Raw genomic sequence first — 22,107 nt, forward strand, 5'->3', positions numbered from 1 at the left:
CTGCTAGGCTGACTTTGGCTTGATCGCCGTTTGGCGCCGGCGTCCAAACACTTTGGCGATATCATTTTGGATCATATAAAGCGCAGGGATTAAAAATAAGGTGATCACAGTGGCAAACATGATGCCAAAACCCAGTGATATTGCCATTGGAATAATAAATTGAGCCTGTAAACTGGTTTCGAAATACAGCGGTAAAATACCAAAAAAGGTGGTCAAGGATGTGAGCAAAATAGCGCGAAAACGTTGCACCCCAGCATTAACAACAATGTCGATTAACCGTTGACCATTACCTTTTGCCTTGTTGATAAAATCAACCAAAATAAGTGAGTCATTAACCACCACGCCGGTTAGGGCAATAAAACCAAACATCGACATCATGTTAATCGTTTTACCCATAATAAAATGCCCCACAATCGCCCCAATAATACCGAATGGGATCACCGACATTATCACCAAAGGCTGAACATACGATTTGGTCGGAATGGCAATTAACCCGTAAATAAGAAATAAGGCGATAAATGCCGCCAAGGTTAATTGGGCTAAAAAGTCTTGTTGGTCTTTACTGGCCCCTTCCATACCACTTTCAACGCTTGGATGATCGGCTAAAATAGCGGGGATAACATCACGATTAAACTCTTCAATGATTTTTCGAGACTCGACTTTTTTGCTGTCAATTTCGGCGGTAATTTTTATCGTCCGTTTTTGGTTTACTCGAGTGATTTTGGAATAACCTTGGCCTATTTGCACATCCGCGACTTGATAAAACGGCACTTCCATGCCACTTGGGGTACGAACCCACATATCTTCTAAGTCAGAAATAGAACGTCGTTCTTGCTCTGGATAACGGATCATCACCTTCAGCTCGTCACGCCCTCGTTGAATACGCTGCGCCTCTTCACCATAAAAAGCTTGTCTAACCTGACGCCCTAAATCGGATAAGGTAAGCCCCAACACTTCGGCTTCGGGTTTGATTTCTAGCTTGATTTCATTGCTGCCCCGACTAAATGAATTACTGATATCGACAACCCCATCATACTCAGACAGTTTTTGCTGTAATTTGGCGGCGGCGATCTCAAGCTCAAGATCATTGTTGCCGGTTAATTGAAACTCCAAAGCGGAGCCACCACCGGCATTGGTTCCGGCAAAGAGTTTAAATTCTTTCACACCGGGGATCTCACCAATTTCTTCACGCCAGAGCTTTTCAATTTCAAACGCATCTAAGTCTCGATATTCGGCTTTGGTGAGCTCCATTAAAACGCCCCCGCCTAAATCGCCATTGGTGTAAGTCAGTAGGTGCTGGGTAAACGTTTCGCCATTAACCGCGTAACGCTCCGCCACGCTGTAACCGGCGGCGGTGATTTCATTTAGTGCTTTATTACGCATTTTGGGCGATGAACCGTCGATCATAGTCAACTGCCCTTGCACAAAATCACTGGGCACGGTTGGAAATACTTCCACTTTAACCAATGAACCTGATACCAAGCCAATGGAAGTAAACAAGATGGCGAAAAAAAGTGCCATGGTGTTATAGCGGTACTGTAATGCTTTGCGGACCAAGGGTTGATAAATTCGATGCACGAAACGATCGAGTCCATGTTTAAAATTCAACTGAATACGATGAATGATGTTTTTGGTGTTAGGATCAATCTCGGTGTAGGTCATATGGGCTAAGTGCGCTGGTAAAATCCACTTTGACTCAATCATCGAAAAAATTAAACACAACGACACCACCACCGAAATCGACAAAAAGAAGCCGGCAAACGTCGCATCAATAAACAGCAATGGCGCAAAAGCTGCAATGGTGGTCAACACCCCAAACGTTGCCGGTATCGCAACCCGATGCGCGCCACTGATAACATTATCAATATTATGGCCACTTTTGGAGACATTGGAGTAAACACTTTCTGCAATGACTATGGCATCATCCACAACAATCCCCAGTACCATAATAAACGCGAACAACGAGACCAGATTGACCGTCACCGCCCATTGCCCCAGTAATGGCATCATCATAAAGGTGCCAAGGAAACATATCGGAATACCAATCATCACCCAAAATGCGACCTTAATTCGTAAAAACAAGGTTAAAACCAAAAACACCAACAAGGCGCCGATCCCAAGGTTTGAAAACATCATATTGAGGCGTTCAGACAAATAAAACGAGCTGTCGGCAAAAATATTGATGTAGGCGCCTTCTGGCAGGGTCTTTTGCTTTTGTTCGACATATTCTTTAACTTGCTTGGCAATACTTAAGTCGTTTTGATTTGAGGTCGATTTGACCCGAATGTTGGTGGCATGATTACCGTCAAACCGAGCAAAGCCCTCATCTTCAACGAATGTATCTCTGACCGTAGCGATATCACCCAAGGTTAAACGGGTACCATCGGCATTGGTTTTTAATACCAACTTGGAAAACTCTTCGCCAGTATATGCCTGCCCTTCGGTACGAATTTGAATGTAACCACCATCCGATTTAATGGTGCCACCTGGTAAGTCTAAAGAGGAGCGATTAATCGCTTGGCTAATAGCATCAAAAGTCAGCCCGTATTCTTGTAATAATAATTCCGACACTTCGATCGAAATTTCATAATCTTTAGCACCGACAACTTCGGCAATATTAACCTCGGGCAAAGCAACGACTTCATCACGAATATCTTGTGCCAGTTCTTGGCGCGCCCGTCTATCCATTTTGCCGTTAACCGAAAGCCACAGCACATCACCTTCAAATTCTTGTTTAAACACCAAAGGCCGTTCAATTTGCCTTGGAAACGTTGTAATGGTGTCTATTTGCATTTGAATTTCATCGAGCTTTTCTTCCAGTGTGTAACCACTGCTGATCTCGATAAAAACCTGCCCCGCGCCCTCGGTGGCTTCCGATGTGATCCGCTTTAAGCCTTGAATATTTTCCAAAACCTCTTCTATTTTTAACAACACCGACTGCTCAACGTCGGCAGGCGATGCACCATTATGAATAACCGAAACCACAATCGTATTAAGGCTAAACTCAGGGAACATTTTTTTGGTGATGGTGCTGTAAGAATATAAGCCCATCACGATGATAAGAAACATTAATAAATTGGCCGCCACCGAATTATGGGCAAACCAAGCGATGATCCCCTTGTGTTTATTTGCCGTTGTCATCGTACTCGTCCGCTGTATTCACTAATTGGGTTTTATCATCGGCTTTATCTTGATCGGCAGGGGTTGTTTCACCCCGCACTCTAAGTGGCATGCCTTCAACGGCGGTGACAATTCGTGTTAATACCAAACGATGCTTGGGCTTTATGGTATTTTTGACATAAACATAGTCGGCATCGGTTCTGATCACCTCAACATTGATGATATTTAACCGATTATCTGCGGTGATGGTGTGAATGGTATTGACCCCACGAAGCGCCGTACGTGGCAATTTAATGACCTCATCCATGGTCTTACCCACGATTCTGGCTTGCACAAACGTGCCGATACGCAGTTCAGCATCCTGTTCACTGTTATAAAGGTTATATGGGTCATCTATGTGTGCGACCAAATAGTGTACCCGAGAGTTTTGGTTAACCACCCCTTCATAACGCGAAATATGAGAGTTCCAATACGTTGGTACTCCACCTTGGTCGGCATATATTCGTACTTGCTGGCCTTTAGCCCCCAAATCATTAACCTTTGGTAGCGTGAGAAAGTTGACATCTTGTTGCTTAATTGGCAATCGAACCTCGGCATAATCGATGGCAAAGGCTTTGGCTATTTGCCCATTTACCGACACATATTGGCCAATATCGACATACTTTTCGGTTAGTAAAGCATCGTAAGGGGATCTGATTTTAGTTCGGGCTAATTTAATTTTGGCTCTCTTTAGCTCCGCTTCAGCCGCTTTGATTTCCGCTTGTGCCCTTTTTAATTGTGGCACCCTAAGAGCAAGCGCCGGTGCTTGTGTTAACGGCTTCCCCGTCATTCGCCATTCGTCTTCGGCTTGTTTGGCTTGAGCCTGCTCTTGAATGTAGGCGGCCTGTCTTGATTCGAGCCTTGATTGTGCCTCAAGAAGGGCCACTTCATAAATAATGGGGTCTATTTCGAGCAGCACTTCCCCTTTTTTAAAGAAACCACCAATGTGTAATTTATCTGAAACGGCAACCACCATGCCAGATACTTCGGAGATTAAGGTTGTTTGGGTTCGGGGACTGACGGAGCCTTGAGATTTAACTTCAAAGGTTACCGTTTCAACGTGAATATCACTGACTTCAACTAAGGGAGCCAAGTTTAGCATTGGCTTTTTTTCGGGTTGTTTGGCCAGACTCGAAAGTACAATATAGCCAAGCAGTCCCGCAACAATGATTATAATAGGTAAGCCAATTAACAAAAGCTTACTGCGCGTGTTGCTTGTGCCCTTAGTACTATCTTGATTCTGTTGATTCATCTACTTTTGTCCATGAGTCGTATCAAACTCAGCAAAAAGTTGCGACTTACATAAACATTTACCGAGCTTACTATTTTTATACCACACTGTTTATTTTTCCTACAGTATCGTAAAACTCACTCAATAAGCAATTACTCAATCATCAAGGGGGATGTTTATCTTGCAATAAATTCTTTCCAACTGCTTAGAACTTGGATGAAATCTTCGAGCCCACAACTGGCAAAATACGATTGTTCAAAATCTGGCGCATCTTCTTCTAAGTTTTCGGGTACATCAGCATCATCGAACGCCGAGCTTAACTCGATGCTGGCATCTTCGGTAGTTAATAAAAGCGTATATTCACGACCAACAAATTCTTTTTCATCATTTAAGGAAGCGCTGGTTTGCAACCTTGTAGCTTGCGCTAAGATATGTTCTAGACGGGCTTCATCTTGCCCTATTTCGGTTTCTAACCAAGGGCCAAACGCTTGGTGCTCAAAGCTGAACAGCGCCATCGGTTTACCGTCAATAAAATCTTTTCTAAATTCGTATTCCATAATATTAACTATTTATAAAATCAGGCAAAATAGGCTCTTTAACTTAAGTATTTATGTTTTCGTGTCATTTCGCCAAAAAAATTGGGCAATGATTGTATCATTGATTGCTGCTGTACGGTTGAGAATAAAACCGCTGCTGAGGCAGAAACTTTGCCCTTATTTTGAGCTCTTTAACTTGGTGAGAGAATGGCTTGCTGGTAAAAGTTGAACCTTGCACTTACTCTACGATAGGATGACGGGCAAAGACATGAACAAATTTACCATGAACAACATTCAGCTTGAGCTAAATTCTCGACCACAGATTCGACAGCACATTCGCCAACGAAGGCGCCAACTAAGTATTGCGCAACAACAAGATAGCGCGAAAAAGTTATGTCTTCAGCTTTGCCAACACCCGCGTATTGCTAAAGCTCGACATATTGCCGTTTATCTGGCCAATGATGGCGAAATCAGCCTATCGCCTTTTATTCAATGGTGTTGGCAACAACAAAAGCAGGTATACCTGCCTGTATTGCACCCATTTACCCAAGGTAACTTACTGTTTTTGCACTACCAGCAAAATACCCTGTTGCAGCCAAATTCATATCAAATCCCCGAACCGGCCTTGGATGTACGTAAAGTCATACCGACCAATCAACTCGATGTGATGATCACCCCGCTAGTGGCATTTGATGTCAAAGGCAACAGACTTGGCATGGGTGGTGGCTTTTACGATCGCACATTAGCCAGTTGGTTTCGTGAAAGCAAAGACAAAGCCAGCGCTGATACCGAGGCTTTGTACCCCGTTGGAGTGGCACATGAATGCCAACAAGTTCCGGTGCTTCCTATTGATAGTTGGGATGTTCCGTTAGCCGAAATTATAACGCCGAAAAAAACATTTCAAAATCAAGCATTGAACTGTTCCATGTCGTCAAGCTAAGAGTATAATAACAATACTTAAGTTAAGGATAAGTCCAAACACCCTAACCTGATAATAGGAATCGCAATGACCCAAGATGAAATGAAAAAAGCCGCCGCAATAAAAGCACTCGAGTTTGTTGAACCAGATACCATTGTCGGTGTGGGCACAGGTTCTACGGTAAACCATTTCATCGATGCGCTTGCCACCATTAAGCATACTTTAGTTGGCGCCGTTTCCAGCTCAGAAGCTTCAACCCAAAAGTTGGTGGAATATGGTATCGAAGTTTTTGACTTAAACTCTGTTGATAATTTATCAGTGTACGTTGATGGCGCTGATGAAATTAACAATCAAATGCATATGATCAAAGGTGGCGGTGCTGCCTTAACCCGTGAAAAAATTGTGGCTGCGGTTGCCGACAAATTTGTGTGTATTGCCGACGCGAGCAAACAAGTCGATGTATTGGGCAACTTCCCACTGCCGGTTGAAGTGATCCCGATGGCCCGTAGCTATGTCGCGCGTGAAATTGTTAAGCTTGGCGGTGATCCTGTTTATCGTGAAGGGGTGGTTACAGATAACGGCAATGTTATTTTAGATGTGCATAACCTACACATTTCAGATCCTGTTGCGACGGAAACAAAGCTCAATGCCATCGTTGGTGTGGTTACCAATGGTTTGTTTGCCGAACGGCCAGCCGATGTTCTGATTTTAGGAACCGAAAACGGCGCAAAAATCGTCGTTTAGTCAATCTTCCCCCCAAATAAACTCAGACCAGAGCGTAAAACCATCTCTGGTCTGCTGGCCTTTCCTTTAAGAGTTTTCGCGCAATTTAAACCTGCCCTTCTGTTGTTAACAAACTTTATTCTAAATCGTTAGGAATTGTTAAAAATTGCTTTCGAGTTTTCACTCTATATGGTATTTTAATTGCTCAATTTGGATATCTAGCCATCTATAAATTATTGCCAATAAATGGCGTTATCATCGTCTGTGGCAATTTGTAGATACTAACTGGGACAACCGACATCATGACCAGAAAGTCATTACAAAAAGATAAAATTCGTATTCTTCTGCTAGAAGGCGTGCACCAATCAGCCCTTGAAATTTTAAAGTCAAATGGCTACAGCAATATTGAGTATTTAAAAGGGTCATTGAGCGATGCCGAGCTTAAAGAAAAAATCGCGAACGTGCACTTTTTAGGTATTCGTTCACGCAGCCAAATTAGCGAAGATGTTTTGGCTCATGCCAATAAGTTGGCGGCCATTGGCTGTTTTTGTATTGGCACCAATCAGGTCGATTTACCTGCGGCTCAAATTTTAGGGATCCCAGTTTTTAACGCCCCATTTTCAAATACACGCTCGGTTGCTGAATTGGTTTTAGGTGAAATTTTATTATTACTTCGTGGTATACCAGAAAAGAGTGCATTGGCACATCGAGGGATCTGGCATAAATCGGCTGATGGCTCGGTCGAAGCTCGTGCCAAGACTCTAGGGATTATAGGTTACGGTCACATTGGTACCCAATTAGGGATCATGGCTGAACATATTGGCATGCGAGTAAAATTCTACGACATTGAAACCAAATTACCGCTTGGTAATGCCCTGCAAGTTGAAAGCCTGACCGAATTATTAAATCAGTCTGACGTAATAAGCTTACACGTACCTGAAACGGTATCAACCCAGAATATGATCGGTGAAGCCGAACTAGATGCGATGAAACAAGGCGCTATTTTAATCAATGCCGCCCGTGGCACGGTGGTCGACATCGATGCATTAGCTAACGCCTTAGAATCGAAAAAAATCGCTGGTGCAGCCATTGATGTATTTCCTGTCGAGCCGAAAACAAATGATGAAGAGTTTATCTCTCCTTTAAGAAAGTTCGACAATGTGATCTTAACCCCTCATATTGGTGGCAGCACCAAAGAAGCACAAGAAAACATTGGTCGAGAAGTCGCTGGCAAAATCATTAAGTATTCTGACAATGGCTCTACCTTATCTGCGGTTAACTTTCCTGAGGTATCTTTACCTTCGCACGAAGGCCGTAGCCGACTGTTTCATATTCACCATAACCAACCAGGTGTGTTAACAAAAATCAATATGGCGTTTGCCAACCATAACATCAATATCGCTGCTCAATACTTACAAACCGATGATAAAATTGGTTATGTGGTAATAGATGTTGACTCCGAAGACAGTGAGATTGCCTTAAAAGAGCTTAAATCTATTGCTGGCACCATCCGAGCACGATTAATTCATTAATCGTGCAAAAACGTCACTCTATTAAGGGTGACGTTTTTATCTTCAAAACATCACCATTATGACACATCGGTTTGCTGACGCCTTTTCATCATCACAAGCTTATCATCAGCAAACAAATCAGATATGATGTTAGGGTTAATAAAACCATCTCTATTAACATACTCGGATGGAACTTTAGAATAAAATCAAGGGTGACTTTATTACAACTATGAACGGTATCATGATGTTTATGAGGTCATTGCCTGGGGCTCATCGGTGGGGACCTGCTTTTTTAGCGTTTATCACTTTTACCTTGCTCTCTTCTCCTTTGCTTGCCTATGCACAAAGTAATCAAATTACGGCCCAAGAAATTGAACAGTTAATCAAGTTTAATACCCAATATCGGCGCAGTAATTTTGAACAATTTCAAAAAAACATCGAACGCCTACAATATCATCACGATAAGCTTTCCCCAAGACAACAAGAAGAGCTGATATTTTTTCAAGCTTATGAGCTCAGTGTTCAAGGTGATATTGATGGGGCGATTTTATTACATCAAAAGTTAACCAACTCTCATAACCAACATATTCGTATTCGCAGTATTACTCTTGAATTAAACTTGCAAGTTATTGCCTCGAACTACGCAGAAAGTAACCGATTAGTCTCTTTATTGCTAAACGAGGTAAAACACCTCGACGACGATCGTTTAATCAACAAACTGTATGCCAGTATTGGCTATTTTTATTACCACATTGGTGATTTTAATTTAGCGACAAAGTACCAAAACTTATTAAACTTAAATAAATTATCCGCCAGTGAAAAGTGCTTATACGGCACCTATTTGAGACTCGCACAACTTGGGGCCGGCGAGATTGCCGCTAACGCCGCTGAGGTCATTGATTTAATCACCTATTGCAACAACATTAAAGAGAGTATCACGGCCACCAGTTTGATCTTGTCTAATAGTTCGCATCTGATTGAGGAAAACCAAGCAAACGAGGCGATTAACGTTCTTAAAAAGTACGAACAAGTTATTTTAGACACCAATTTTGAGCCTCATATCATTGGCTTATACAGTGAATACTTAAATGCCTTTTTAAAAGCCGAGATGCTTGAACAAGCTAAGCCTTATGCCGAATATTTAGTAAGTTTTGCCAATAAAAGTAACGCTTGGACAATGGATAATGCCAAGAACTTGGCGACCTATTTTTCCCTTAATAATCAGCCACAAAAAGCATTAGAGTACCTGCAACAGTATCAAAGCCTTAAGCAACAAGACCAAGAATTGCAATTAAAAAACCTCTTAGCCCAAGCTCAGGGTAATCGACAATTTAATGAGATTAATGAACAGCTTATTGCTAAACAAAAAAAGTCAAAACAATACAACTCTTTGGTTGATGATTTAACCGAACAAAATAAGGCTTTAGTAAATACCTTATTTGTAGAAAAAATTGTCATTGCCGTTTTATTTGCTGTTTCTTGCTTGCTCTATGGCGTGTTATTTTTCATTCGTTCGCGTCAGCAAGTCATCTTAAATAAGAAAAATTTCGACCCAGTGACGCAAACTCTTGCAAGACGTTTCTTTTTTGACCAAATGGCCAGCTCTATTTATCAAGCAAGACTTGCTTCACAGCCTTCTTGTATGCTGGTTTTTGCCGTCCATGGATTAAAAGATGTTAATCGTCAATTAGGGGTCATGGCAGGCGACAATTTATTACGCCATATTGTCAGTAGCATTCGCCCATTATTAGCGAACAATGATCTTATCGGGCGAATTGGTGCCAATGAATTTGCCATTTTACTGAGAAATCAATCCGCAATTCAGGCTGAATCGTTTATAAAGCAAATTAATCATACATTGAAAATCAAGCCATTTACCGATGTAACTAACCCTATACCGATTCACTTGAACACAGGTATTGCCGATACCACAGTTTGTAAATATGTGCCCAAGCAATTATATAAAGATGCTTACAGTGTTTTTTTACAATGTAAACAAGAACCCGAAAAAGCCATCGTTCGCTACACGCCTTGTCATAAACAACGGCCAAGATTCCAGCAGATGAATAAATTAAAGTATGTATTTAAATCATGAAGATGAATTCTATTTACCCTAGTAATGTGAGTAAGTTAATGCTTTTTATGACGGTGTTAGTACTGCTTTCGTTGCTTGCTAAACCGGCCTTAGGACAAAATACATTACGACCAATAAATGATATTTTTGAGGAGGCTATGGCACTAAAAAGTGCGAATCATCAAAAAAGTTATTTATTATGGTATGAGTTAAAAGAAAGGCAATATGAGTTGAGTTCAGAGCAGCGACTCGATTTGGTGTACTTACAAGCCTACCTACAAATGATGCGTGGCCTGCATCAACGGGCGATTGAAACACACAGTAACCTGACCATGGTAAAAGATCCTAACCTCGCTTTAAGAGCATACTCAAATATGATGAGTATTGATCTTCTTAGACGAAATTACCTAGGTGCGACAAAATACCTTGTCCCAATTGTCGAATTACTGGAAAGCCGAGATGTACTTAAAAGTGAATTCATCAATACCGCTTTGGCTTCGCTTAGTAGTTTTTACCTGCGCCTTGGTGACTATCAAAGTGCCTATAAATATTTACAACAGCTTGATATGGAGCAGCTTGACGGTCGAGGTACGTGTTTAATTCAGATTCTTATTACCCGAACGCAAATCTATTTAGATATTATTTCATCTAATGATCAATTAATTACAGATACCATTGAACAATGTCATCAAGTCAATGAACAAGTGGCAAAACACGGCTTTATTAACGAAATTGCGTACATGTACCTCAACAAGCAGGAGTTTGCGCAAACCATTGCGTTTTTGACCCCATTTATGGAAGAAGTGACTGCCCAAAAAGCCAATAATAACAGCGCCGAAATTTTTGCGTTTTTGTCTCAAGCACTATTGGCCCAAGGAAATGAGCAACTCGCCTACGAATATGCCGTTAAAGGGCTAGAGTTTAGTAAAAACATTGCCAAGTATCTGCCTGCAAAAGTCGCCCATGAAACCTTATATCAGTTGGCCTTAAAGCAAGGCAATGACCAATTAGCGTATCAACGTTTGCAATCACTGATGTCGATAAACAATGACTATGTTACCAACCAACATTACAAAACCTTAGCACTAGAGCAAGCTAGAAGAGAACTAAACGGGTTAATAAACACCTCTTCTCGTATCGACACGCAAGCGCAATTAGAACAAGATATTCAATCGATACGACAAAAGAATCATGTAATTTTTAGCCGTTATGTATTTTTAGAGCGGCTGATTCACTTGGTTTTAATTTGTCTGGTGCTGTATCAAGTTAGGGCAATTATTTTAGGGTTAAAAGAGTCAAAAGACGTTAAAAAACGATTACGCTACGATTATGTCACCCACGCCTATACCCGAAAATATTTTTTTAACCGAGTCGACGAGCTAATAAACGAATATCAAACGCGTGGTTTACCGTTTACCTTTTGTCTTTGTAACATTGATCGCTTTCACCAATTTAATTTGTTGCATGGCAATGACAGGGGCGATAAAGTCCTTAGAGATATTATTACAACACTGCTAAATATTTGCCCTAAAAACACTTTGATAGGACGTTTAGGCGGGGATGAATTTGCCATTGTACTGCCACTTAAAAATATCTATCACGGCTCTCAAATTATTGCGCAATGCCAACAACAAATTCATACCAGTGAATATCTCAACAATCAACTTGGCCGTGAGTTATCGGCCAGCTTCGGGGTCACAGATACCATCATAAGCGGTTATAACATAGATGCGTTATTACAAGATGCCGACCAGATGCTCATTAAAGCCAAAGCCTCTGGTGGCAATACCATTGCCGTTAAAAAAACCGAAAAAGAGAACGCTCTAGCCACTTTGCCCCATAAAGCTTTCGAGAATTAAGACGGCTGAGTGACAATCAACATTGTCTTTTTGTAAGTTTCGATAACCGCCGTATTCAAACAGCTCAGCTTTAGCGTCTGCGGTGGTCAAACGCTCATCTTGAAGCACATTGTTAATCCCAAAACGGCCGGTTAAGCGGTTGGCAAACTTCTTCGCTCGCTTACTCATTGGTTGTTCTGTGCCGTCCATATTTAACGGTAAACCGACCACCAACAAATCGGGTTGCCATTCTTTAATTAAAGTCTCTATTTGTTGCCAATCTGGAGTACCGTCTTTGGCTTTAATCGCTTTTAAAGGTGATGCTGTTGCGGTGATCTCTTGACCGATGGCTATACCAATATGGCGGGTACCAAAATCAAAGCCCATAAGGGTTCTATGACCCATTTCTTTGCCTTTTTTGGCCATTGAAGCTGTTTCCTTTTAAAACGTAAGTTTGCGGGTAGAAGACAATGCGATTACGCATGCCCGACTTGCGAAGACAAGTGGCCTAAATCAATGCCAAGTTTGGCGGCGGCGCGTTGCCAACGCAACTCGATAGGCGTATTAAACAAAATGTCTTTATCGGCGGGGATATTTAGCCACGAATTTTGCTGCATTTCGGCTTCTAATTGGCCAGACGACCAACCGGCATATCCAAGCGCGACAATAAAATCTTGCGGCGCCTCGTCACCACCTAGCGACAATAAAATATCTTTTGAGGTGGTGATCATGATTTCATCATTTAATGCCAGTGAACTTTCCCAGCCCTGTTGCAAGTTGTGTAACACAAAACCACGATCGGGCGACACGGGGCCACCAGCAAGGACCCGTTGATTGAGCTTTGAGGTATCGTTTTTATTACCATCAATTTGCAAAAGTAATTCGTTTAAGGTAATTCTTACTGGAATATTAATCACTAAGCCCATCGCACCTTGATCATTGTGCTCACAAATGTAGGTGACCGTTTTGTGGAAATACGGATCTTGCAAGTTAGGCATCGCAATTAACAATTGGTTTTCTAAACTTTCCATATAGATTCCTTCATAGCAGGCACGAGTCATTGGTACTTTTAGGCCATCAGCCTGCTTAACCATGTTAGACCTTATTGAACAAGGGTTGACCTAATTAAACAGACCGACTTTTTACCATTTCTATTTTAATAATAATGGATTCTGCAAAATTAACCCTGTTTCTGTGCTAATTGTTGCTCAATGGCATCCATAAGTTTCCCCGAAATATTAATCGGGTAAGCTTTTTCTATTTCACGGATACAGGTTGGACTAGTCACATTAATTTCTGTTACTTTATTGCCGATAATATCGAGACCGACAAAAAATAACCCGCGTTTTTTAAGCTCTGGGCCAATGGTTTCGGCGATCATTCGATCGGAGGCCGATAATGGGCGTGCTTCCCCGCGCCCACCAGCCGCTAAATTACCTCGAGTTTCCCCTTGGGCAGGGATTCTGGCCAGACAGTATGGCATCGGCTCACCATCAACAATTAATACCCGCTTATCGCCCTCTAAAATTTCAGGCAAATATTCTTGCACCATCGCATACTGAGTACCATGAGCCGTTAGGGTTTCAATAATAACCCCGGTATTTGCTTCACCCGGTCCCATTCTAAAAATAGATGAACCGCCCATACCATCAAGAGGCTTGATGATCACATCTTTTTCTTGTTGATGAAAAGCGCGAATAAGATCACTTTTTCGAGTAACGAGCGTTTTGGCCGTTAAGTTCGAAAACCAAGCCGTAAACAGTTTTTCATTACAATCTCGCAAGCTCTGCGGTTTATTAACAATCAAACATCCGGCTTGTTCTGCGCGCTCAAGCAGATACGTCGCATAAATGTATTCGGTATCAAAAGGCGGATCCTTGCGCATCAGAACAACGTCTAAATCGGCTACCGCAATATCTTCAACCGGTTCTAAATCGTACCAGTGTTCGGTGTCATCATAAACGGTCACTTTCGCCGCGGTTGCTCTACACTCACCTTGTAATAAATATAAGTCGCTCATTTGCATGTAGTAAATCTGATAACCACGTTGCTGTGCTTCAAGCATCATTGCCATGCTCGAATCTTTAACCACATTTACGCCTTCGATTGGGTCCATGACCACACCCAGTTTAATTGTCATCTGCTGTTCCTGTTTTAATAAAATAAATTTGTTATACCAAATCGCCAAATTTACATTGCAATGCAGTAATGGCGGTTAACGCGGCCGTTTCGGTACGTAGCACTCTGGGTCCCATCAGAACCTCGACAAAACCAGCATCACTGGCTTGTTCGATTTCCTCAACCGTTAAGCCTCCTTCTGGCCCTATCAATAAGCGTACTTTTTGGGTTACCTGGGCCAAGCCCATAATTGAGGTTTTAGCTCTCGGGTGCAGATTAATTTTTAGTGCTTCGGTTTGTTGTTGCGTCCACTCTTGTAAGGACAATGGCGCTAACACTTGTGGAACCTTTGCCCGTCCTGATTGCTCACACGCCGCAATCACAATCTTTTGCCACTGTTGACGTTTTTTGTCTAATCGTTCGGCATTAAGCTTGACCCCACAACGCTCAGTAAACAAGGGAGTAATGGTATTAACGCCAAGTTCGACAGACTTTTGCAAGGTAAAATCCATGCGATCGCCCCGCGAAATCCCCTGCCCTAAGTGAATGTCTAATGGCGATTCGTTTTCGACCTTATTTATGTCAGTGATTTCAGCCGTTGCCCGTTTTTTTTCAACGTCAACTAAGCGAGCTTGATAATCACAACCATCGCCATTAAATAAAGTAATGTGATCGCCAGGCTTGAGTCGCAATACCCTAACCACATGGCCAAAGGCATCATCGCTTAACGTTACTAGGCTATCACGGGTAAATTCACTGGCTTGATATATTCTTGGGTTGCTCATAAATGCTTGTCTTAATTGATATATTAGATTGGGGCATGGAAATAAAATACAATAACTTGCTAGCTTTTATTCTAACAGAAAAAAAAATGCCAGGGTAACCCTGGCATTTCGTTAACAGATATATGACTTGCCTTATAAACCAGCAGCCAAACGCAGCGCGTCTGCTTTGTCGGTTTTTTCCCAGCTAAAGGCGGTAAACGTATCATCACCAACGGTCATTTCATATGGCTCACGACCAAAGTGACCATAGGCAGCGGTTTGTTGATACATTGGATGCAATAAGTCTAGCATCTTAGTGATACCGTATGGACGTAAATCAAAGTTATCACGAACGATATCAATTAATGCTTGCTCACTAATTTTACCGGTACCAAAGGTTTCAATTGAAATAGACGTTGGTTCGGCCACACCAATAGCGTAAGACACCTGAATTTCACAACGATCGGCTAAGCCTGCCGCAACAATATTTTTTGCCACATAACGACCCGCATAGGCAGCGCTTCGGTCAACTTTTGATGGATCTTTACCTGAGAAAGCACCACCACCGTGACGAGCCATACCACCGTAGGTATCAACAATGATCTTACGACCGGTTAAACCACAATCGCCTACCGGACCACCAATAACAAAACGACCTGTTGGGTTGATAAAGTATTTGGTATTTTCGTTCAGTAATTCCGCTGGTAACGTATGCTTAATGATGTTTTCCATCACCGCATCATGTAAGTCTTCTTGCGAAATTTCTGGGTTATGCTGCGTTGACAAAACAACAGCATCAATCGCCACAGGCTTATCGTTTTCGTAAATAAATGTTACTTGCGATTTAGCATCTGGACGTAACCAAGGTAATACCCCAGATTTGCGCATTTCAGCTTGACGCTCAACCAAACGGTGTGAGTAGTACAATGGTGCCGGCATTAAGGTTGGGGTTTCATTGGTTGCATAACCAAACATTAAGCCCTGATCGCCCGCGCCTTGATCTTCAGGTTTGCTGCGATCGACACCTTGAGCAATTTCTGGTGATTGTTGACCAATTAAATTCATAATGCCACAAGTATCACCATCAAAACCGACTTCTGATGAGGTATAACCAATATCGGTAATGACCTTACGAGTAATGCTTTCTAGATCAACCCAGGCTTCGGTAGTAACTTCACCGGAAATAATAGCAACACCTGTTTTAACCATGGTTTCACATGCAACTCGGGCATGTTTGTCTTGCGTAATAATGGCATCTAAAACCGCATCAGAAATCTGATCTGCAATTTTATCTGGATGACCTTCAGATACGGATTCGGAAGTAAAATAATGTTTCGACATGTTGCCTCTTCTCAGTTAAATAACGCGGCTAGGTGCCTCAAATAGCTGGGCATTACCGTCCGGATTCATAATTTTGATGGATTTTACCTTGCTTTATTCTATAAATCTACCTTTTTACGTCTAGACGTCTAAATGTTTATTCAATTTATTTGCGGTGCGTCAAAAGTATAGTTTTAGCAATATATTTATACCAATGCCATTAAGTTTTAGAACAAAAAAGGCCTCGCTAGAGCAATCTCTAACAAGGCCTTTGGGGTATTTAGACGTGATCTAACTTAGTCGGAATCTAGACTATCAAGGGTCAGCCCTTTCATTCCTGTTACGGTGCTACCGCCTTCTTTGTTACCTTTTAACTTAATCATTAAGCGCAAATCGTTTGGTGAGTCGGCATGATGTAGCGCATCGGTATAACTGATATGCCCGCTTTGGTATAAATCAAATAGAGCCTGATCGAATGTCTGCATTCCAAGCTCTCGAGATTTACTCATGACTTCTTTAATTTCACTGATTTTGCCTTTTTTGATCAGCTCGGCAATATAAGGTGAGTTAATTAAAATCTCAATAGCGGCTTTTCGCCCGCGTCCATCCCTTGTCGGTACCAATTGCTGAGCAATAACGCCTCGTAAATTTAATGCCAAGTCAAACAACAACTTACCATGTTGCTCTGCGGGAACTAAATGCATAATTCGGTCAATGGCTTGGTTGGCATTATTAGCATGCAAAGTCGCAATACATAAATGACCGGTTTCAGCAAAACTTAAAGCGTGCTCCATGATTTCTCTTGAGCGGATTTCACCAATAAGAATGACATCAGGCGCTTGTCTTAATGAACTCTTTAGGGCGGCGTCAAAAGATTCCGTATCGAGACCGACTTCTCGCTGGGTGATCATAGAACGATCATGTTCATGCACAAACTCAACCGGATCTTCAATGGTTAAAATATGTCCACGAGCATTATGGTTTCGATAACCGATTAACGACGCCATCGATGTTGATTTACCAGTACCGGTACCACCAACAAACAGCAGTAGGCCACGTTTACTCATCACCAAATCTTTTAAGATGGAAGGCAACCCCATTCTGTCAACATCCGGTATTTCGGTAACGATTCGACGAACAACCATGCCCGGCATTTCGCGTTGCCAAAAAGCCGAAATACGAAAGCGCCCAACATCTTCAAGCGATAGCGCAAAGTTACACTCTTTGTCTTGATGAAATTCTTTCTTTTGGCGCTCAGTCATCGCACTCTCAACCAGCTCAAGCGTGGTTTCTGGAGTCAAAACTTGCGTATCTATTGGGGTTAATTCACCGTTGATTTTCGCACTTGGCTGTAATTTAACCGTGATGAATAAATCGGATGCGCTTCGCTCGACCATGGTCTTGAGCAACTGATGCAAATACATTGTAGGCGCTCCTATTAGTACGACGAGAACTGATTCTTATCTTGCGCTTTGCTCATCGCATCTTCACGGGTGATAAGCCCTCGGCTAAGCAAGTTTTGTAAGCATTGATCCATCGTTTGCATCCCATGCGACATACCGGTTTGAATGGCTGAATACATTTGTGCCACTTTATCTTCACGAATAAGGTTACGAATCGCTGGAACCCCGATCATAATTTCATGCGATGCAACACGGCCACCACCCACTTTTTTGATCAAGGCTTGCGATATTACCGCACGCAAAGATTCAGATAACATGGAACGCACCATCGATTTTTCTTCTGCTGGGAATACATCCACAATACGGTCTATGGTTTTTGGCGCCGAGGTTGTATGCAAAGTACCAAATACCAAGTGACCCGTTTCGGCGGCGGTCATCGCTAAGCGAATGGTTTCCAAGTCACGCATCTCACCAACAAGGATAACATCGGGATCTTCACGTAAGGCCGAACGCAAGGCGTTGTTAAAACTTAAGGTATCACGATGCACTTCACGTTGGTTAACCAGTGATTGTTTGTTTTCGTGAACAAATTCAATAGGATCTTCAATGGTTAAAATATGGTGGCGTTTATTTTCATTGATGTAATCCACCATCGCCGCGAGGGTCGTTGATTTACCAGAACCCGTTGGCCCGGTAACTAACACAAGTCCACGCGGGTTATCGGAAATATCACGAAATATATCGGGACAGCCTAAATCATCTAATGATAAGATCTTACTTGGAATGGTACGAAATACAGCGGCCGGACCACGGTTTTGGTTAAACGCATTGACCCTGAAACGAGCAAGATTCGGTACTTCGAAAGAGAAATCCACTTCCATGTTTTCTTCGTATTCTTTTCGTTGTCGATCGGTCATAATGTCATACACTAAGGCATTGACTTCTTTGTCTTCTAATGCCGGTACATTGACTTTGCGTACATCACCATCAACCCGAATGGCCGGTGGCATACCCGTCGATAAATGTAGGTCGGATGCATTGTGCTCAACACTGAATGCTAGTAACTCGGTAATGTCCATAATGTCCCTAAATTATTTTTGTTAGATTTAATATAATGATGAATATTGCTCAAAACCTTTCACGCATTCATGCGCAAATAGAATCCGCATGCAATATTGCTAATCGCCCACTGGGTTCTGTTAATTTGTTAGCAGTCAGTAAGACGAAACCAATAGAGTTAATCACTCAGGCGTATGCCGCAGGCCAACGTCACTTTGGCGAAAATTATATTCAAGAAGCGGTTGAAAAAGCCCAACAGCTCGCCCATTTAAATGACATCTGCTGGCACTTTATTGGCCCAATTCAATCGAATAAAACCAAGCTCATTGCCGAGCATATGGACTGGGTTCACAGCATCGACCGTGAAAAAATTGCCAAACGTTTAAATGATCAACGTAATCATAACATTACCCCTCTAAACGTTTGTTTACAAGTCAATATTAGTGGGGAAGAGAGCAAATCTGGGGTAGATATTGACCAACTGGATGAGTTAGCGGAATTTGTCGCCACTTGTCCACACTTGGTTTTGCGCGGATTAATGGCCATACCCGCCAAAGGCTGCGATCAAACGACCCGAGATAACTTTAACCAAATGGCGACTTTGTTTCAGCGCTTAAAGCGCGTTTATCCTAGTATGGACACGCTTTCTATGGGAATGAGCAACGATTTAGACTTGGCCATTGAATGCGGTTCGACCATGATTCGAGTAGGTACCGCAATTTTTGGTACCCGAGATTGACGCGTAATTTTTAAGCGTCAATGATGAAACAAAACAACAACAAATTTGAAAGAGTAAACGAATGAAAAGAGTAGCATTTATTGGCGCTGGTAATATGAGTCGCTGTATTTTAGTGGGCATGGTCAACAATGGCTTTGATCCTAATAGCATTATTGTCAGTAACCCAAGTGCACCAAAACGTTTGGCCTTGCAACAACAATACGGCGTGTTGCAAACGGACGATAATATCGAAGCAGCAACCTTTGCTGACGTTATTTTTTTGTCGGTAAAGCCGCATTTAATCAAACAGGTTTGTGCACAAATAAAGTCCGCCATGGACATTCGCCATAAATGCTTTATTTCGGTTGCCGCTGGGGTGTCATTAGAACAGATGCATTCGGTCCTAGGCCAAGAGGCACACATTATTCGTTGTATGCCAAATACACCATCACAATTAGGATTTGGGATGAGTGGAATGTATGCCCCGTCACATATTGATGCCGACTATAAGGCCTTTGCAGACCAAGCGCTAAGCAGTGTTGGCAAGGTGCTATGGCTGGAAACAGAAGACAAAATTGACGACTTAATTACCGTTTCAGGCTCTGGCCCAGCGTATTTCTTTGCGTTTATGGAAGCGATGCAGCAACAAGCCATCCGCTTTGGTTTTGACCCTAAAACCGCTCGCACCTTAGTCGAGCAAACAGCCTTAGGCGCAGCTCAAATGGTGGTCCAAAATAGCGATGAAATCGCAACCTTAAGAGAAAACGTTACCTCTAAAGGCGGTACAACCCAAGCCGCACTGAATCAATTTGAGCAAGGTGGCTTAGCCGAATTAGTGACTCAGGCGATGGAAAAATGCAAAGCCCGAGCCAAAGAAATGACACAAAGTAACAATTCTTAAAAAATAATGTGTATCATTAGTGATGTATTTCATTAATAACAATATCTAAATAAACGCTTTTTACGGAGTATTCATGGAAGCTGTGATTTACCTTTTAAATTTTGCCTTTGGTGCCTATGTGATGCTGTTGGTGCTTAGGGTGTGGCTACAAGCGGTTCGTGCTGACTTTTACAACCCTTTTAGTCAATTTGTGGTAAAAGCAACAAATCCTGTTGTGGTTCCATTTCGTCGCTTTATTCCTGGTTTTGCAGGGCTTGATATCGCCACCCTTTTGGTCGCGTTTATCATCGCCTGTTCAAAGTATGCCGTCTTAACGGCGGTGCAAGGAGCGGGCATCGATGTCGTTAGTATTTTGTTTATTGGTTTGCTTTTTTTAATTAAGCAAGCTGGTACCTTATTATTTATGATCATGCTGATCATGGCATTAATGAGCTGGGTGGTGCAATCACCATCTCCCGTGCAATATGTATTTCATCAATTAACCGAGCCTTTTTTACGCCCTATTCGCAAAATATTACCCGATTTAGGCGGCATTGATTTATCGGTACTGGTGGCATTTTTGATCCTTAACGTGATAAATATTTTGATCACCAGTGTCATTCCGGTCTGGGCATACATTTAATCGTCAACGATTGACTATACTAATAACCATACCCACTCTGGCGGCCAGAGCGGGATATAAAAAGGAGGCAAAGATGGTGTTTTCTTACTTTAACTCTGTTAAGGCACTGGTTTTATGTATCTGCGTATTTTTGGGTTTGCTCGCTAGCGCGCATGCAGAAAACATGAAAGAATTCGACGGTCTTGAAGTTCATTACATTGGTTTATCAACCTCTATATTGCAACCCAATATCGCCAAAAACTATGGCATTGAACGCAGTCGTTACACTGGCTTTGTCAATATATCGGTGCTTGATAGTACCAAACCTGACAAACCAGCGAAAAAAGTCGCGTTAGCAGGTTACGCAACCAACTTAGTTGGCCAACGTATTCCTCTAGAATTTGACCAAATAATTGAAGGCAAAGCGATTTACTATATCGCCCTTGTCGACTACCCAAATGACGAAACATACAACTTTAACATTCGTATTTTTGATCAGGGTAAAGAGCATTTGTTAAAATTTAGCCAGAAGTTTTACGTGAATCCATAGTCCCTTAATTCACTCACTTATATGGTGCATTGTAAAATGTGCGATATAAGTGAGCCTCTATCTACATTAAGATCACCAAATGAAAAAAATAGTATTAGCGACCTCCAATCAAGGTAAGGTTAAAGAGCTGAGTCAGTTGCTCGCTCACCACAACATCGAAATATTGCCACAAAGCGAGTTTAATGTGCCGGATGTTGCCGAAACAGGCACGACTTTTGTTGAAAACGCCATTATTAAAGCGCGTCACGCTGCTAAAATCACGGGCTTAGCGGCAATCGCAGATGACTCTGGTTTAGAAGTTGATTACCTTAACGGAGCGCCAGGTATTTATTCTGCTCGCTATGCAGGAGCTGGCTGCAACGACAGCGACAACAATGAGAAATTGTTAAAAGCGCTTAACGGCGTTGCAAAAGAAAAGCGCACGGCACGATTTCAGTGTGTATTAGTGTATATGCGACATGCTGAGGACCCAACACCGATTATTTGTCAGGGCACTTGGGAAGGCGAGATTGCCGAGTCGCTACATGGTGAGCAAGGCTTTGGTTATGACCCGTTATTTTGGCTTGAATCAGAGCAAATGACCTCAGCCCAATTACCAAGAGAGCTGAAAAACGCCTTAAGCCATCGTGGCAAAGCTTTGGCAAAGTTAGTCTCTGCCTTTAGTTCTAAGTAAGCGAGCGTA

General features: G+C 42.2%; 20 protein-coding genes. 10 read left to right on the top strand and 10 right to left on the bottom strand.

The features are described 5' to 3' along the window. Nucleotides 1-3: 3 nt before the first annotated feature. The 3 genes from ACAY00_RS11770 to ACAY00_RS11780 form a co-directional block, all read right to left on the bottom strand. Nucleotides 4-3,141, bottom strand: a complete 3,138-nt coding sequence (locus tag ACAY00_RS11770) for an efflux RND transporter permease subunit (RefSeq protein WP_371373846.1) — start codon at nt 3,139-3,141, stop codon at nt 4-6. Continuing rightward, a complete protein-coding gene (locus tag ACAY00_RS11775) occupies nt 3,125-4,411 on the bottom strand; it encodes an efflux RND transporter periplasmic adaptor subunit (protein ID WP_371373849.1) in 1,287 nt (428 codons plus the stop codon). Before ACAY00_RS11775 ends, ACAY00_RS11770 begins: the two co-directional genes overlap by 17 nt. Before the next feature lie 155 nt (nt 4,412-4,566). Continuing rightward, nucleotides 4,567-4,947 (bottom strand): YacL family protein, encoded by a 381-nt coding sequence (locus ACAY00_RS11780; protein ID WP_371373852.1) that lies wholly within the window; start codon nt 4,945-4,947, stop codon nt 4,567-4,569. A 247-nt stretch (nt 4,948-5,194) separates the two neighbouring features. Between ACAY00_RS11780 and ACAY00_RS11785 the strand changes: the two genes are divergently transcribed. The 5 genes from ACAY00_RS11785 to ACAY00_RS11805 all read left to right on the top strand — a co-directional run bounded on the left by ACAY00_RS11785 (nt 5,195) and on the right by ACAY00_RS11805 (nt 12,012). Then, on the top strand, nt 5,195-5,866 hold the full coding sequence (locus tag ACAY00_RS11785) for a 5-formyltetrahydrofolate cyclo-ligase (protein ID WP_371373855.1): 672 nt from the start codon (nt 5,195-5,197) through the stop codon (nt 5,864-5,866). A 66-nt stretch (nt 5,867-5,932) separates the two neighbouring features. After that, entirely contained in the window at nt 5,933-6,589 is a 657-nt protein-coding gene (rpiA, locus tag ACAY00_RS11790) for a ribose-5-phosphate isomerase RpiA (RefSeq protein ID WP_371373858.1), read from the top strand. Nucleotides 6,590-6,870: 281 nt separating this feature from the next. Beyond that, nucleotides 6,871-8,100: a phosphoglycerate dehydrogenase gene (gene serA, locus ACAY00_RS11795; protein ID WP_371373861.1), complete on the top strand. Its 1,230-nt coding sequence runs from the start codon at nt 6,871-6,873 to the stop codon at nt 8,098-8,100. 220 nt (nt 8,101-8,320) lie between these two features. Continuing rightward, complete coding sequence (locus ACAY00_RS11800; RefSeq protein WP_371373864.1) at nt 8,321-10,174, top strand: GGDEF domain-containing protein; 1,854 nt, start codon at nt 8,321-8,323, stop codon at nt 10,172-10,174. Next, nucleotides 10,171-12,012, top strand: a complete 1,842-nt coding sequence (locus tag ACAY00_RS11805) for a GGDEF domain-containing protein (RefSeq protein ID WP_371373866.1) — start codon at nt 10,171-10,173, stop codon at nt 12,010-12,012. Before ACAY00_RS11800 ends, ACAY00_RS11805 begins: the two co-directional genes overlap by 4 nt. Here the strand turns inward: ACAY00_RS11805 and ruvX are convergent. The 7 genes from ruvX to ACAY00_RS11840 form a co-directional block, all read right to left on the bottom strand. Beyond that, the gene (ruvX, locus tag ACAY00_RS11810; RefSeq protein ID WP_371373869.1) at nt 11,977-12,417 is read right to left on the bottom strand and encodes a Holliday junction resolvase RuvX; all 441 of its coding nucleotides are present in this window, start codon (nt 12,415-12,417) and stop codon (nt 11,977-11,979) included. The genes ACAY00_RS11805 and ruvX overlap by 36 nt on opposite strands. A gap of 50 nt (nt 12,418-12,467) precedes the next feature. Next, a complete protein-coding gene (locus ACAY00_RS11815; protein WP_371373871.1) occupies nt 12,468-13,022 on the bottom strand; it encodes a YqgE/AlgH family protein in 555 nt (184 codons plus the stop codon). A 149-nt stretch (nt 13,023-13,171) separates the two neighbouring features. Next, entirely contained in the window at nt 13,172-14,131 is a 960-nt protein-coding gene (gene gshB / locus ACAY00_RS11820) for a glutathione synthase (RefSeq protein WP_371373873.1), read from the bottom strand. A gap of 31 nt (nt 14,132-14,162) precedes the next feature. Then, complete coding sequence (gene rsmE / locus ACAY00_RS11825) at nt 14,163-14,894, bottom strand: 16S rRNA (uracil(1498)-N(3))-methyltransferase (RefSeq protein ID WP_371373875.1); 732 nt, start codon at nt 14,892-14,894, stop codon at nt 14,163-14,165. Nucleotides 14,895-15,026: 132 nt separating this feature from the next. After that, nucleotides 15,027-16,214 (bottom strand): methionine adenosyltransferase, encoded by a 1,188-nt coding sequence (gene metK, locus ACAY00_RS11830; RefSeq protein ID WP_371373878.1) that lies wholly within the window; start codon nt 16,212-16,214, stop codon nt 15,027-15,029. A gap of 275 nt (nt 16,215-16,489) precedes the next feature. Beyond that, nucleotides 16,490-17,617: a PilT/PilU family type 4a pilus ATPase gene (locus ACAY00_RS11835; RefSeq protein WP_371373880.1), complete on the bottom strand. Its 1,128-nt coding sequence runs from the start codon at nt 17,615-17,617 to the stop codon at nt 16,490-16,492. A 14-nt stretch (nt 17,618-17,631) separates the two neighbouring features. Next, the gene (locus tag ACAY00_RS11840; protein WP_371373883.1) at nt 17,632-18,675 is read right to left on the bottom strand and encodes a type IV pilus twitching motility protein PilT; all 1,044 of its coding nucleotides are present in this window, start codon (nt 18,673-18,675) and stop codon (nt 17,632-17,634) included. Between the two features lie 35 nt (nt 18,676-18,710). Here ACAY00_RS11840 and ACAY00_RS11845 point away from each other — a divergent pair, with 35 nt between their 5' ends. The 5 genes from ACAY00_RS11845 to ACAY00_RS11865 all read left to right on the top strand — a co-directional run bounded on the left by ACAY00_RS11845 (nt 18,711) and on the right by ACAY00_RS11865 (nt 22,098). Then, on the top strand, nt 18,711-19,394 hold the full coding sequence (locus ACAY00_RS11845; RefSeq protein ID WP_371373885.1) for a YggS family pyridoxal phosphate-dependent enzyme: 684 nt from the start codon (nt 18,711-18,713) through the stop codon (nt 19,392-19,394). Nucleotides 19,395-19,455: 61 nt separating this feature from the next. Continuing rightward, the gene (gene proC, locus ACAY00_RS11850) at nt 19,456-20,274 is read left to right on the top strand and encodes a pyrroline-5-carboxylate reductase (protein ID WP_371373888.1); all 819 of its coding nucleotides are present in this window, start codon (nt 19,456-19,458) and stop codon (nt 20,272-20,274) included. A gap of 73 nt (nt 20,275-20,347) precedes the next feature. Next, nucleotides 20,348-20,896, top strand: a complete 549-nt coding sequence (locus ACAY00_RS11855) for a YggT family protein (RefSeq protein WP_371373890.1) — start codon at nt 20,348-20,350, stop codon at nt 20,894-20,896. A 163-nt stretch (nt 20,897-21,059) separates the two neighbouring features. Continuing rightward, a complete protein-coding gene (locus ACAY00_RS11860) occupies nt 21,060-21,425 on the top strand; it encodes a DUF4426 domain-containing protein (protein WP_371373893.1) in 366 nt (121 codons plus the stop codon). A 79-nt stretch (nt 21,426-21,504) separates the two neighbouring features. Then, entirely contained in the window at nt 21,505-22,098 is a 594-nt protein-coding gene (locus ACAY00_RS11865) for an XTP/dITP diphosphatase (RefSeq protein WP_371373896.1), read from the top strand. Nucleotides 22,099-22,107: the final 9 nt, after the last annotated feature.

This window comes from Thalassotalea sp. 273M-4 (assembly GCF_041410465.1).
GTDB lineage: Bacteria > Pseudomonadota > Gammaproteobacteria > Enterobacterales > Alteromonadaceae > Thalassotalea_A > Thalassotalea_A aquiviva.